The sequence below is a fragment of the Nocardia sp. NPDC057668 genome (genome assembly GCF_042799795.1).
Taxonomy (GTDB): Bacteria; Actinomycetota; Actinomycetes; order Mycobacteriales; family Mycobacteriaceae; genus Nocardia.
Genome location: NZ_JBHVIC010000009.1, coordinates 171,291 through 185,184, shown reverse-complemented (window position 1 = coordinate 185,184; position 13,894 = coordinate 171,291). Strand labels below are relative to the sequence as shown.

Below are 13,894 nucleotides of genomic sequence, written 5' to 3'. Positions count from 1 at the left end.
GATAGTTGGTCGGATTGTTTTTTGTTGCTGCGGTCGTATTCGCGTCGTCGCCGTTGACGATGCGGACCGCGAGTCAAGCTAGTCGGTAGCTGTGAGCTCGACCAGCGCGGGGATGTCCGCGGGGGTCTTGAGCGCCAGATTCGGGGTGCCCTTGAGCTCCCGTTTGGCGATACCGACCAGGGTTCCCGCCGGCGGCAGCTCTGCCACCGCGGAAACGCCCGCCGCACGGACGGTTTCGGTGCACAGGTCCCACCGCACGGGGCGGGTGACCTGGGCAGCGAGCTTGTCGATCGCGTCCTGGCCCGAGGCGACCGGCTTGCCGTCGAAGTTCGACAGCAGCGTTCGCACCGGCTCGCCGGGAACGATCTTGGCAATGGCCGCGGCCACGGCGTCCTGGGCAGGAGCCATGAATGCGGTGTGGAAGGCGCCGGCGACCGGCAGAGCCCGGACCCGCGCCTTCTCCGGCGCACTGTCCGCGAGCTCGGCGAGCGCGTCCAGCCTACCGGCGGCCACGATCTGGCCGACCGCGTTGCGGTTGGCCGGGATCAGGCCGAGTTCTTCGAGCCGGGCGAGCACGGCGGCTTCGTCACCACCGAGCACCGCGGACATTCCGGTCGGCTCGAGTGCGCAAGCCTTGGCCATCTCCGCGCCGCGGAGGGCGGCCAGTGCCACCGCGTCATCGGCGGAGATGACTCCGGCGACGGCAGCGGCGGCGAGTTCGCCGACCGAGTGTCCGGCGACGATGGTATCGCCGGGCAGCGAATCCTGGGGGATTTCCGCGAAAGCCAACAGGGCAGCCGCCACAACCAGGGGCTGAGTCACCGCGGTGTCGGTGATCTCCTCCGCGGTTGCGGTCGTGCCCAAGCGAAGCAGGTCCAGTCCCGAGGCCTTCGACCACAGTGCGATTCGATCAACCGCACCGGGCAGTTCGAGCCATGGGGTGAGCATGCCTGGTGTCTGAGAGCCCTGTCCGGGCGCGAACAACGCGATCACGCCTCTAAGAAAACACTGTGAGGCGGGTCTCCAGAGATGTCGGCGCGAATGAAGGTTTGCGAGCAGTTTTGTGGGGAGTCCACAAACGGCCACGTGGCTCGGCCGGATCGTCCGATTCCCGAATCGCGTTACACCCCATCCGCCGGGTCTGTGACGGGCGCTACATCTGAGGCTGAAGTGGGCGATTCGTTACGGGTTCGTGTCAGCCTGCCTATCGTGGAGGCGATTCGTAACACGTAGGCGTCGCGCGGATTCATCGGATCCCGGCCCGTGATGTCGGCGATGCGCTTCAACCGATAGCGGACGGTGTTTGGATGAACGAACAGTTGCCGCGCACAAGTTTCGACGGCTCCGCCGCAGTCCAGATAGGCGTCCAAGGTGTTGGCCAGGTCGCTGGCGGCGGCCAACGGTAACACAAGATTCTCGTTGAGGGCGTTCACAGCCGCCCGATCCCCGAGCAGGGCCCGTTCGGGCAGGAGTTCGGAGGCGTGCACCGGGCGCGGCGCGCCCCGCCAGCCCACCACGGCCTCCATGCCCGCCATGGCTTCGACCGAGCTGATGTGGGCCGCGGACAGCGTGCGGGTGGTCGGGCCGATGACCACGGGGCCGTCGGAGAAGACCTCGGCGAGCAGGTCGGCCAGGAACGGCGAGGGATAGAGGGGATCGCCCAGATGGCCGCTCACGACCATCACCAGCCGGGCGCCCTGCACCACGGCCAGGGCCGCGCGATTGTGCCGGGCGGCGATGGCGTGCACCGCGCCCATGCTGTTGACCTGATCGCTGGGCGGGGTGCCCACCAGCACGGTGGCCGGGGCGGTCGCGTCCCAATTCAAAGTCGCTGCGCGCGAGAGCATTTCGGGGCCGGTATCGCCGCGTACGACGGCGTCCACGACCAGCGCCTCCAGCCGGGTGTCCCACGCGCCGCGCGATTCGGCGGCGCTGGCGTACACCGAGGCGGCCGCGAATCCGAGCTCACGCCCGTATCGCAGCACGGCCTCGGTGAGCGCCACCAGCTGGCGGTCGTTGCGGGCGAGGGCGGGCAGCCACTGTTCGAAGAACTCCATGGCCACCCGCACCATGTCGACGGTCTGGCGCAGCGTCAGGCGCCGCGCCAGATCGTCCGGGATCACCTGGAAGGCGTCCAGGCTGAACCTGATGTCGCTCTCGGGATCCTGCAGCCACTCCAGGAAGTTCACCACCGCCGTCTGCACCAGCATCTGGACCCCGGCCCGTTGGGCGGCATCGAGATTGGCGAAGAACGGCAACCGATCCTGCATCGACGACACGGCCTCGGTGGAGAGCCGGCCCGAGAACTGCTTCACCCGTTTGAGCAGGGTGTCCGGCAGTGGATCCCGGGTTTGCCGATTCGGGGAGAGCGCGCCGGTCGGGAGGTAGACCTCGTGTTCGGAGGAGCCTTCGTTGATCCGGCGCGGCCTCGGCGGTTTACGTTCCACGGTGTTTATCGTGCGTTATGCGTCTCCGCCTTCGGTACCGGGTGCCGCCTTCGGCGCGGCGTTGACATCGTCGATGCGGTAGCGCGCGGCGGCCTCGACCAGCTTGGCCTGGTCGATCTTGCCCGATTTGGCCAATCCGGACAGGGCCGCCATCACGATCGATGCCGCGTCCACATTGAAGACCCGGCGTGCCGCGGGCCGCGTGTCGGAGAACCCGAAACCGTCGGTACCGAGGGAGATGAACTCGCCCGGAACCCACTGGCGGATCTGATCGGGCACCGCGCGCATCCAGTCCGAGGCGGCCACGAAGGGACCTTCGGCCTGCGAAAGCGCCTGTGTCACATAGGGCTGACCCGGATCGGTGTCCGGATGACGCAGTCGCGCGATCTCCTTGGCCAGGGCTTCCTTGCGAAGTTCGCCCCAGGAGGTCACCGACCAGACATCGGCCTGCACACCCCACTCGTCGGCCAGCATCTGCTGTGCGCGCAGGCCGTCGGGCATGGTCACGCCCGCCACCAGAATCTGCGCGCGCAACGCGCCCTCGCCGCCGCGCTTGTAGAGATAGATGCCCTTGAGCAGCCCCTCCACATCCAGGTGCTCCGGCTCGGCCGGCTGGGACTGCGGCTCGTTGTAGAGGGTGATGTAGTAGAAGATGTCCTCGCCGCCGAACTCGTGATGCTCCGAGCGCGCCTCGGGATCGGTGCCCGGCAGGGCTTCCTGGTAACCGGTGATGCCGACGCCGCCGCCGTACATCCGGCGCAGGCCGTCCCGCACGATGTGGGCGAGCTCGAAGGCGAACGCCGGATCGTAGGGCACGCAGGCCGGATTGGTGGAGGCGAGCAGCAGCGAATGACCGTCGTTGTGCTGCAGGCCCTCACCGGTCAGCGTGGTTCGCCCGGCGGTTGCCCCGAGGACGAATCCGCGCGCCATCTGATCCGCTGCCGCCCAGAGACCGTCGCCGGTGCGCTGGAAGCCGAACATCGAATAGAAGATGTAGAGCGGGATCATCGGCTCGCCGTGGGTGGCGTAGGAGGTGCCCACCGCGGTGAACGACGCGGTCGATCCGGCCTCGTTGATGCCCTCGTGCAGGATCTGGCCGACCGAGGACTCTTTGTAGGCAAGCATCAAATCGGCGTCGACCGATGTGTACAACTGGCCGTTGCGGTTGTAGATCTTCAATGACGGGAACCACGAGTCCATACCGAAGGTGCGGGCCTCGTCGGGGATGATCGGCACGATGCGCTTGCCGATCTCCTTGTCGCGCAACAGTTCCTTCATCAGGCGAACGAAGGCCATCGTGGTGGCCACGCTCTGCTTGCCCGAGCCCTTGCGGACGGTGCGGTACGCCTCGTCGCCGGGGAGTTGCAGCGGCTTTGCCGCGGTGCGCCTCTCGGGCAGGAAACCGCCCAGGTTCGCGCGCCGGCCCATCATGTACTGGATCTCCGGGGCGTCCATGCCGGGGTGGTAGTACGGGGGCAGGTACGGGTTCTTCTCGAGCTGCTCGTCGGTGATGGGGATGCGCTGCACGTCCCGGAAGGCCTTGAGGTCGTCCAGGGTCATCTTCTTCATCTGGTGCGTGGCGTTGCGGGCTTCGAAGTGCTTGCCCAGGCCGTAGCCCTTGATGGTCTTGGCGATGATGACGGTCGGCTGTCCCTTGTGCGCCATGGCCGCCGCGTAGGCCGCGTAGACCTTGCGGTAGTCGTGGCCGCCGCGCTTGAGGTTCCAGATGTCGCCGTCCGAGAGGCCCTTGACCAGTTCCTTGGTGCGCGGGTCGCGGCCGAAGAAGTGCTCGCGCACGTACGCGCCGTCGTTGGCCTTGTACGTCTGGAAGTCGCCGTCGGGGGTGGTGTTCATCAGGTTCACCAGCGCGCCGTCGCGGTCGGCCTGCAGCAGGGCGTCCCATTCGCGGCCCCAGACGACCTTGATGACGTTCCAGCCGGCGCCGCGGAAGAACGCCTCGAGTTCCTGCACGATCTTGCCGTTGCCGCGGACGGGGCCGTCCAGGCGCTGCAGGTTGGCGTTGATGACGAAGGTGAGGTTGTCCAGGCCCTCGTTGGCGGCGACCTGAATGAGCCCGCGCGATTCGGGCTCGTCCATCTCGCCGTCGCCCAGGAACGCCCACACGTGCTGATCGGAGGTGTCCTTGAGGCCGCGATCGTGCAGGTAGTGGTTGAAGCGCGCCTGGTAGATGGCGTTCATCGGGCCCAAACCCATGGAGACCGTGGGGAATTCCCAGAAGTCCGGCATGAGGCGCGGGTGCGGGTAGGACGACAGGCCCGCGCCGGGACCGCCGTGCGAGTACTCCTGGCGGAAGCCGTCGAGCTGATCCTCGCTCAGGCGGCCTTCGAGGAAGGCGCGCGCGTACACGCCGGGGGAGGCGTGGCCCTGGATGAAGATCTGGTCGCCGCCGCCCGCGTGGTCCTTGCCGCGGAAGAAGTGGTTGAAGCCCACCTCGTACAGCGCCGAGGAGGAGGCGTAGGTCGAAATGTGGCCGCCCACACCGATTCCCGGTCGCTGTGCGCGGTGCACCATGACCGCCGCGTTCCAGCGGATGTAGGCGCGGAAGCGGCGTTCTACCTCTTCGTCACCCGGAAACCAGGGTTCGTTCTCGGTGGGGATGGTGTTGACGTAGTCGGTGGAGGTGAGCGCCGGAATGGCGACGTGGCGTTCGCCGGCGCGCTCGAGCAGGCGCAGCATGAGGTAACGGGCGCGGCCGGGGCCTTCTCGCTTCAGCATTTCGTCGAAGGAGTCGAGCCATTCGCTGGTCTCTTCGGGATCGATGTCCGGAAGGTATGACGCCACCCCCTCGCGGATCACTCGGACCCGGCCCCCCGCCGGGGCTTTTCGTGCCGGGCCGTTTGTGGGACTCGACGAAGAAATCGGGTGCATCAGGTCGGTCAAGACGATTGCTCCTCGTACACAGGGATGAGACATCTGATAAGGCGTCATTACCCCGGGTTGTCGCTGGTGGGCGGCATACCCGTAACGATTGGTCCAGGGCGCACCTCACATCCTTGTGCATGGTGCGTCCCAGGTCATCATGTCAGTCGAGAATCGCGTACGGTTTCCAGGGAACCGGCCGAGGCAGGAACGGGGAGGACGATGAAGTTGCTGAACCCGCGGAGGTTCGGATTGGCCTGTGCCACAGCCACGGTCGGTCTGGGGCTGGTTTTGGCCGGTTGCGCCAATGAAATCGAGGGTACGCCGACGGTGAACGAGGCCGACGCGACCGCGTATCGGGCCGAGGCGGCGACGTCGTCGGCGGCCGCGAGCTCGTCGAAGAAGGCGGCGGCCGAGGCGAAGGCGACGGCCGACAACTGCACTCCGTTCCGCACCACGACCGGCACGGCTGTGGATCGCTACAACGATTTCGTCGACGCGCACGACGCCAACGCGGGGGACCAGACCGCGAAGCGTGACACCGCCGCCACCGCGCTGGAGGACGCCGCGCGGACCGTCGAGGCTCAGGTGAGTGCCTCGGGCGCTGACCTGCCCGCCGAGCTGGCGCAGAAGTTCACCGACTACGTGGCCGCCGCGCGCGGACTCGCCGCGGAAGTGAGCAAAATGTCCAGTACGGCGCTCGTGGGACCGCTCAACGACGCAAGTCGCAAGGTCAACGATGCTTTGAACGCCGTCCGGAGCGCCTGCCCGGCCCGGTGAGGCCGTGTCGTCCGGAGTCTCACATACGACATTTAGGGTGCGAATTCGGTCGATCAGCTTGCGCTGCGGCCCATAACCATGTTCGCTTGCATCTACCTATTGTCTGGAGTTGAGGAGGACGCCACCGTGGTCGCCGCGGCGGACGCGCAGAACTACGCTCAGAAGCTTGGCATTTCACACGGAATGGTGATTCAGGAACTGGGCTGGGACGACGATACCGACGACGACCTGCGGGCCGCCGTTGAAGAGGCCATCGGGTCGGAACTGCTCGACGAAGACACCGATGAGGTCGTCGACGCCGTGCTCTTGTGGTGGCGGGATGGTGACGGCGACCTGGTCGACGAGCTCCTCAATGTCATCACGCCGCTGGCCGATGACGGCATCGTCTGGGTCCTGACCCCCAAGACCGGGCATCCCGGCCATGTCGATCCGGCGGAGATCGCCGAATCGGCCCAGCCGGCCGGCCTGACCCAGACCTCGTCGATCAGCCTCGGTGATTGGTCCGGCAGCCGCCTGGTGCAGCCCAAGACGCCCTCGAAGCAGCGCTGAGCCGCTTCGCTAAGGTTTTCCGGTAGACGGCGCGCCACCTCGTGTGGCGCGCCGTCTACGACTGCCCTGACAGGATGGAGGTTCCCGCATGCCGCTCGAAGTCGGCACGCTCGCACCGGACTTCACGTTGAAGGACCAGAACAACCAGGAAGTCTCCCTGTCCGACTACCGCGGCAAGAAGAACGTCCTGGTGGTCTTCTACCCCCTCGCCTTCACCGGCATCTGCCAGGGTGAGCTGTGCAAGGTTCGCGATGAGCTCCCCAAGTTCCAGAACGACAACGCCGAGATCCTGGCGATCTCGGTGGGCCCCCCGCCGACCCACAAGATCTGGGCCGCGGAACAGGGCTACACGTTCCCCCTCCTATCCGACTTCTGGCCGCACGGCGCGGTGGCGACCGCCTTCGGCGTCTTCAACGAGAAGTCCGGCTACCCGAACCGCGGGACGTTCGTGATCGACAAGGACGGCGTGGTCCGTTTCTCGGAGATGAACGGCCCCGGCGAGGCCCGTGACCAGCAGGCTTGGGAGAAAGCCCTCGCCGCGCTAGATTCATAACCCGTCGCCCGGTTTTCGGGCGGCACGGATCTTGGCTCACGCCAGGCGCTCCGGGCGTATAGCTCAGTGGTAGAGCACTGGTTTTACACACCAGCGGTCCGCGGTTCGAAACCGCGTGCGCCCACCCTTGAAGGCCCCCGCCATGCCTGGGTTTTCGTGTATCACGTTCGATCTTGGGGCTAGTCCGTGTTGGCATCCGTGTAGCACGCGGTATTAGCCGAGTACTTGCCGCACGAGGTCCCATTGGCTGGCGCCCAATTTGGCGTAGCGCTGGGTCGTTCGAATCGATGCATGGCCGAGAAGTTCCTGTACCTGTTGCAGGGGCACCCGGGCTCGTACGAGGCGGCCGGCGTAGGTATGCCGGAGATCGTGCGGCCGAACCTTGCCGAGTCGCCGTCGGTCCTCGCCTTCGCCGACCCAGGCGACGCGGACCGCGGCGGCGAAGCGCTTCTTGAAGTTGTCCTGATCGAATGGGCGATGCTACGCACGTGTCGCCGGTCCGCGGCGTATTGGAGCGAAGGCGGCTCACCGAGACCATCCTTCTTGACCGCAGCAGCGAGCACCGCGGTCTTTGGGTGACCTCTGAGCCTTAACTGTCCGCATACCGGTGCCGATAGACAACGACTACCAGTTTCAAGAGGAAGGCGGAGTGGTTCGAAGGCGGCGTCTTCCAGACATCGGCGCTCGGTAGTTGGCCCAGGTCGGGGCAGCTGTAGCCCTAAATGCGTCGAGATCAAGTGCGTTGATCATCGACGCGATCTTCAATGTCCAGCCGCCGACAGCGGCGTCGAACTGGAAGTCCGACGCCCACAACACTTTCGAGGCGGCTTCAACGGGTGGAACCGAGAGACCCTCGGTCCCGCTTGCCTGGGCGATTCTGCCGGCCCCGCAGGCTCTCCTCGCTCCAGAGACGGCGGACCGTCGCGTGTACGGTGCACGCACTCTCGTCGCATGGCGGGACAGCCAATGCGCGGGGCCAGCCCTTGACCGCGTACGAGCCCCAGCTACGCGTGCAAACCGGAACATAGATCAGTCGGATGCCGTAGACAGGCGAATTGCGCAAAGTCGTCGCCACTCCGACCTTGGCGGGGTCAGCTCGTCGGCACGGCGTCGCTCCCGCGCGGTCTCTTAAGCGCAATGCCGCCAAGATCAGAAGCACCTGTTCTCCTCCCTTGCCAGGCCAAACGGGACTCTAATAACAGGTCACCTCATTCATAGGGGTGCCCCTTGCAGGCTTGATCGACTTGCTCTAACGAGCCAGTGGATCTAGCGTTGCCGACGCGATGGCGAGAGGTCGACGTTCACACGTGTCGTTCATGGTATCGGGCGTGGTGTTTACGCGTTGAGTTGATATCAATTGCCTTCAAAACAGTTCCAATCCAAGGTGCGTCTGGCAAGATTCAGAGAGTGTCGGATGACCCGAGAATTTCTCGTCTTCAGTCTCCAGAGCGTCCAGTGTCGCGTCATCGAACGGATGACGCTCGCTCTCTGCTAATCTATTGTTCAGTTGGTGTTGCTGTTACCGCAGCGTTCTCTGCGGTAGTTTTGGCGGTGTTTGTTAGATTGATTGATGGTCAAGGCTCATGGGTGAAGATTCATGAGCATGACTTGAATCAAGGTGAGTGGTTCGAGGCTACGAGAGTAACCGTGGCTCTCGTAGCATTGACGGTAGCCGGTGCTGCGGCGTATCTCGCGTATCGACGTCAGCGCACCGCAGATGAAAATCAGCGAACTGCCGCTCAAACCCAACTGATTACAGCTAATGCCTATCAGCTGAGCGTCGAGCAATACAGCGAAGGACTGCAGCGGGAGCTCCGAAAACGATTCACCGATGCTGTCCTCCAGCTTTCTCATTCGATGGCTACAGTGCGAATAGCCGGTGCCTTCTCGCTCGCGGCATTAGTGGATGAATGGACCGCGCAGGGAAATAGAGTGGATGCTCAAGTATGCATCGAAGTACTCTGTGGATATCTTCGACTGCCCTACAGTCCTGTGCATGGAAATTCTGATAGCGTGAAGCGCACCGTGACATCGCCGCGATTGAACCCGGACGGTACAGTAGGAGCCGGAGACGTTACTGAGCACTACGAATTCCGGCAGAACGATAGGATATCGCGACTCACTATACTGCGAATGATCGCAGAGCATCTAAGGAATGTCGGAGATTCGGGAGAATCGTGGAGTTGCTATGGTTTCGACTTTCGGTCTGCAACTCTTGAGGATGTGAATTTTGAAGACTGTACATTTGGTGCAGTGAGCTTCGCTGGAACGCGTTTTGTAGGCGATGCGAACTTCCAAGGGGTGAAGTTCAAGGAGGCTGTCTCATTCGCTGGTGCTCATTTCGAGAGTAATTGCTCTTTTGATGGTGCACAGTTCGACAATGAGTGCGAATTCACGAACGCACGCTTCTTTGGCACTTGGGCACGATTTGTATCATGCAATTTTGGTGGCGAATTCTCCTTCGAGGAGACTTTTGCCAGCATGGTGGTTTTTTCTGCCTGTACCTTTAAGGTCGATGCAAGTTTCGAATTTTCCCAGTTCACTCGCAGTGTCTTATTTTCTGTCGACACTGTTTTTCACGGGATGGCTAACTTCATTGGATGCAAGTTTGGAAAATTTAGTGTGGGTGGAAGATCTGCGGTTCGCGATAAGTTATTCCGGACATCGAAAACGGAATCGAAGTTTATCGACGGCGGCCCCGTGAAATTCATGTCAGAGTGCTACTTCTTAGGTGCTATTTTCGAAGATGAAGCAGTTTTTCAAGGAACTGTATTCGAAGGAAAAGTGCACTTCGAAAGAATGGGATACGCCGGCAGGCGAAGTCTCGGAACTAGCTCGGTGGAATTTCGAGGTGGTGCTAATTTCTCGAACGCTACTTTTAATCAAGGGGCGATATTTACCGGTGTCAATTTTGGGGACAAGCCGGTAGTGCTAAGAAATATTAATTCACCTCTGCCGTTAGCTTTCGATTGGAGTGAAGCCCCTGATTTAAAGCCGGACGCCGTCGTTCTTTGACTTGTAGCTGACGACTTATTGATGCGGCGTTCGATCTTGGGGCTAGTCCGTGTTGGCATCCGTGTAGCACGCGGTATTAGCCGAGTACTTGCCGCACGAGGTCCCATTGGCTGGCGCCCAATTTGGCGTAGCGCTGGGTCGTTCGAATCGATGCATGGCCGAGAAGTTCCTGTACCTGTTGCAGTTGCTTTTACGGTGGACGTGGTAAGCGGCCTTATGGCCTATTTCAAGTTCAAAGAACGTAGCTTCTACTTGCAGCAAACCGCTGACGATATCGAGCATGAAATCGAGGCGCTGGAAATTGAGGTCGGTCGCTATAAGTACCTTGGTGATCCATATGAGGCGCTCAAAGAGTTCGCCTCCGAAGTGCATCGACTAAAGGCAGAGCAAAGAAAGAGGGCGCAGAATCTTGAGCAACCGGCTGATCTCGCTAATCCATCTGAATAGTTCGCTATGGGATGTCGGGAGCATTGTTTGACCTGGAATTCTATGGGCATCTGTGGGATTAACTCTGGGTGTTTCTGGGAAATGGTCGGTCGTGAGCAGGATTCTTGCATTCCGGGACACTGTTTTGGGCACGGGGCGTTATAGTCCCTAGGTCGCAGGTTCGATGCTGACAGGAGAGGGGGCGCCTGCTCCTTGGCTACCATTTCGATGACAGGTGTGCGGCAGGGGTCGGTCGGGATGTAGCAAATCATGTTGCAGGCAGGTGTCCGGACGTGGTTTGGCAAGTCCGGTCTTGTCCTAATGTAGCAACCACGAAATCCGCTGGCCTGCGGAAAATAGTCGAACATGAAGCGCAGGTCGAAGCACGCAAGTGGTCAGCTATGGCCGAATCGGTTTCACACACCAGCGGTCCGCTGTTCGAAACCGCGTGCGCCCAACGGTGGATGAGGCAGGTGCCCGACGGGTGCATGTCTTTTCGTTTGACGCGAGTCGGCGCTTTTCCAGCCTCAGACCGAACCACTCGGATAGTATTCGAACAGGGTTTCGAAGGTTGGTGTTGGTCCGTTCCGGGGGGTGGGCGCGTGGTCATTCAGGCTTATCGATTCGCGCTCGACCCACTGCCGAATCAGGAGCGAGAGCTTCGGTCGCACTGTGGGGCGCAGCGGTTCGCCTACAACTGGGGGCTGAAGCGGATTCGGGCGAATCTGGGCCAGCGAGAAGCGGAAGTCTCCTACGGGCTGTCAGGGGGTGAACTGACGCCGGTTGTGGCGTGGTCGGCCTACGGCTTGCGCAGGGACTGGAATCGAGCGAAAGACGTTGTGGCGCCGTGGTGGGCGGAGAATTCCAAGGAAGCCTATGCTTCCGGCCTGGCGAATCTGGCAGCGGCATTGAAGAATTGGTCGGATTCGCGGACGGGTGTGCGGGCGGGACCCGCGATGCGATTTCCGCGTTACAAGCGGAAGTCCGGTGCGATGTCCGTCCGGTTCACCACCGGTGCACTGGGACTGGCGGATGACCGGAGGCACGTCCGGCTGCCGCGTATCGGCACCGTTCGCACCTGCGAGTCGACCCGCAAGCTGGCTCGACACCTGGATCGCGGTACCGGGCGCGTTCGATCGGCCACGGTGTCGCTGCGAGCCGGCACATGGTTCGTGTCGTTCTCTGTCGAGATCACCCGCGCCGACCCGCGGCCGTTGCGAGTGAACGAGGTTGTCGGCGTAGATCTGGGCGTGCGTTCGATGGCCGTCTTGTCCAACGGCGAGGTTGTAGCCAACCCACGCCTTCTCGAACGCTCGTCGCGTCGAGTCCGTGTTCTGCAGCGCCGCGCTGCCCGTCGCCGAGGCTGCGACAAGCGGGATAGGTCATCGCCTTCGAAGCGTTGGCTCCGAACTCGGGCGCTGCTCGTACGCGCTCACTCACGAGTTGCCGACCTCCGCCGCGATGGCCTGCACAAGCTCACCACCGCACTGGTACGTCGCTACGGCACGATAGTCATCGAGGATCTTCACATCGCGGGGATGCTGGCCAATCGGCGTCTTGCCCGCGTCATTTCGGATGTGGGCTGGGGTGAGTTCCGGCGGCAGCTGGAATACAAGGCCGAGTGGGCCGGTGTGCGGCTGCTGGTGGCCGACCGCTGGTATCCGAGCTCGAAACGTTGTTCACAGTGCGGCGTAGTGAAAACCAAACTGCGCCTGAACGACAGAACGTTCGAGTGCGATTCCTGCGGAGTGACGCTGGACCGCGATCTCAATGCCGCCCGCAATTTGGCGGCGTTGGCGACGACGTCCTCGGCGAGTTGCGCCGGGACGAAAAACTCGCTCGATGGAAACTCCGGTAAGCCCCGCGGTTCGCGGGCGACGGGTACTGCCACGAGAAGACCCGCCCCTGCCGGTGTGGGCCAACGCAAGCGGAGCAATCCGCCGGCTCGGGATGCTCGACCATCCTGAACGGTTCGAAACCCTCTGCGCCGCACAGCGTGCGGCCCCGACACTCCGGGCCGGCCCGTCGAAACGGCCCGGCCCGAAGTGTGCTGCGGAAAGCGGGGAACTACGCCGTCCGGGCGCACATCCCGTTCAGGACCACCACCGCCTGGCCGACCATCGAGTTGTCGCGGCTCTGGAGGGCGTCGGCGTAGGCGTCGATCGCGGCGTCCACGTCGCCGGTCGCCTCGATCGCGCGGAGGCGGGTCGCGGCGTCGTCGAGCTCGTAGGGGCGGGGGCCGAGGGAGCTGTAGCTGTTGATGACGTCGGCCGCCGCCAGGCAGGCGGGGTCCATCGCGGAGGCGGTGCCGGTGGGGGCCACCAGGATCGCGGACGCGGCGCCTACGGTCAGGAGGGTGGCGGAGAAAATCTTGCGCATTCGTTCACTCCAAGCGGTTGTGTTCGGTTTGCGGGATCGAGTCTGCCCGATGTGCTCGTGAACACGATCAGGCCCCTTGGAAGATCTCCGCGCGACTGTGAGTGTTACGCGGGGGCAGCGGAGTTCGGTTGTTCGGTGGAACAATCGAGGGGTGTCGTCGATTCGAGCTATTCAAGAACTGGCGGACGTGAAAGACCCCGCGTGGCCCGAGCTTCGGGAACTGGTGAGGTGGGCTACCGTCCCCGTGACCGTGCTGCCGCCGGACCCGGAACGGGCTCGCGACACCTTGATTCGCTTGCAGGTCACCGCACGTTCGACCCTCGGCGCGCTCGCGCTCAACACCGGAGGCATCCTGGTCGACTACGGCTGGTTGCGCATACTCGGCGGCGGCAGCGCGGAACTGCCCGACCTGGCCACCTCCAACGGCGTGCGCAGGCCCGGTGAGCTGCCGACCGACGCGCTGATCGTCGCCGTGGACGTGCTCGGCGGCCGTTTCGCGGTCAACGGCGGCGAATTGCCCGGCGAGCCAGGGGAAGTCTGCTATTTCGGTCCCGACACCCTGGCGTGGAATCCCATCGGGTTCGGCCATTCGGCGTTCGTGCACTGGGCACTCGGTGGCGGAACGGCGGAGTTCTACGAGGATCTGCGCTGGCCGGACTGGCACTACGAAATCCGCACACTCACCCTGGGACAGGGGATTTCGGTCTACCCGCCGCTCTGGACGGTCGAGGGCAGGACCGATATCGGCGCCGCCAGCAGATGCGCGGCGCCCATGTCGGAGGTCATCGCCCTGCTGGTCGCCACCGCCAAGACCCTGCACTGAGGCACGCGAGACTCGAAAACCCGGGCCGCGCCCGGGTTTTCG

The 13,894-nt window shown here is 63.3% G+C and carries 11 protein-coding genes, 1 tRNA gene and 1 pseudogene; 8 read left to right on the top strand and 5 right to left on the bottom strand.

Annotated elements, in window-relative coordinates; translation table 11 throughout:
• Positions 1–78: 78 nt before the first annotated feature.
• From ACFVBH_RS38855 to aceE, 3 genes are all read right to left on the bottom strand, one after another.
• On the bottom strand, positions 79–993 hold the full coding sequence (locus tag ACFVBH_RS38855) for an ACP S-malonyltransferase (RefSeq protein WP_354989758.1): 915 nt from the start codon (positions 991–993) through the stop codon (positions 79–81).
• Between the two features lie 128 nt (positions 994–1,121).
• The gene (locus tag ACFVBH_RS38850) at positions 1,122–2,447 is read right to left on the bottom strand and encodes a PucR family transcriptional regulator (RefSeq protein ID WP_379011141.1); all 1,326 of its coding nucleotides are present in this window, start codon (positions 2,445–2,447) and stop codon (positions 1,122–1,124) included.
• A gap of 15 nt (positions 2,448–2,462) precedes the next feature.
• Positions 2,463–5,336, bottom strand: a complete 2,874-nt coding sequence (gene aceE, locus ACFVBH_RS38845; RefSeq protein WP_354989781.1) for a pyruvate dehydrogenase (acetyl-transferring), homodimeric type — start codon at positions 5,334–5,336, stop codon at positions 2,463–2,465.
• A gap of 213 nt (positions 5,337–5,549) precedes the next feature.
• On the opposite strand from aceE, the gene ACFVBH_RS38840 reads away from it, so the two are divergent.
• The 4 genes from ACFVBH_RS38840 (at position 5,550) to ACFVBH_RS38825 (ending at position 7,333) form a co-directional block, all read left to right on the top strand.
• Complete coding sequence (locus ACFVBH_RS38840; RefSeq protein ID WP_354989757.1) at positions 5,550–6,107, top strand: hypothetical protein; 558 nt, start codon at positions 5,550–5,552, stop codon at positions 6,105–6,107.
• Positions 6,108–6,233: 126 nt separating this feature from the next.
• Positions 6,234–6,656, top strand: coding sequence for a DUF3052 domain-containing protein (locus tag ACFVBH_RS38835; RefSeq protein ID WP_354989756.1), 423 nt, complete (start codon positions 6,234–6,236; stop codon positions 6,654–6,656).
• Positions 6,657–6,744: 88 nt separating this feature from the next.
• On the top strand, positions 6,745–7,209 hold the full coding sequence (locus ACFVBH_RS38830; protein WP_354991333.1) for a peroxiredoxin: 465 nt from the start codon (positions 6,745–6,747) through the stop codon (positions 7,207–7,209).
• A gap of 52 nt (positions 7,210–7,261) precedes the next feature.
• Positions 7,262–7,333 (top strand) — tRNA-Val (locus ACFVBH_RS38825).
• A gap of 89 nt (positions 7,334–7,422) precedes the next feature.
• On the opposite strand, the pseudogene ACFVBH_RS38820 reads toward ACFVBH_RS38825, so the two are convergent.
• Positions 7,423–7,623 (bottom strand): annotated as a pseudogene (locus tag ACFVBH_RS38820) (tyrosine-type recombinase/integrase); the annotation flags it as partial.
• A gap of 1,173 nt (positions 7,624–8,796) precedes the next feature.
• On the opposite strand from ACFVBH_RS38820, the gene ACFVBH_RS38815 reads away from it, so the two are divergent.
• The 3 genes from ACFVBH_RS38815 (at position 8,797) to tnpB (ending at position 12,617) form a co-directional block, all read left to right on the top strand.
• Positions 8,797–10,224, top strand: a complete 1,428-nt coding sequence (locus ACFVBH_RS38815) for a pentapeptide repeat-containing protein (RefSeq protein ID WP_379011133.1) — start codon at positions 8,797–8,799, stop codon at positions 10,222–10,224.
• 216 nt (positions 10,225–10,440) lie between these two features.
• On the top strand, positions 10,441–10,671 hold the full coding sequence (locus ACFVBH_RS38810) for a hypothetical protein (protein WP_379011130.1): 231 nt from the start codon (positions 10,441–10,443) through the stop codon (positions 10,669–10,671).
• A gap of 581 nt (positions 10,672–11,252) precedes the next feature.
• On the top strand, positions 11,253–12,617 hold the full coding sequence (gene tnpB, locus ACFVBH_RS38805; protein ID WP_379011125.1) for an IS607 family element RNA-guided endonuclease TnpB: 1,365 nt from the start codon (positions 11,253–11,255) through the stop codon (positions 12,615–12,617).
• Between the two features lie 100 nt (positions 12,618–12,717).
• Here the strand turns inward: tnpB and ACFVBH_RS38800 are convergent, their stop codons facing one another.
• Positions 12,718–13,029 (bottom strand): hypothetical protein, encoded by a 312-nt coding sequence (locus tag ACFVBH_RS38800; protein WP_354991330.1) that lies wholly within the window; start codon positions 13,027–13,029, stop codon positions 12,718–12,720.
• 151 nt (positions 13,030–13,180) lie between these two features.
• Here ACFVBH_RS38800 and ACFVBH_RS38795 point away from each other — a divergent pair, with 151 nt between their 5' ends.
• Positions 13,181–13,852, top strand: a complete 672-nt coding sequence (locus ACFVBH_RS38795; protein ID WP_354991329.1) for a DUF2625 family protein — start codon at positions 13,181–13,183, stop codon at positions 13,850–13,852.
• Positions 13,853–13,894: the final 42 nt, after the last annotated feature.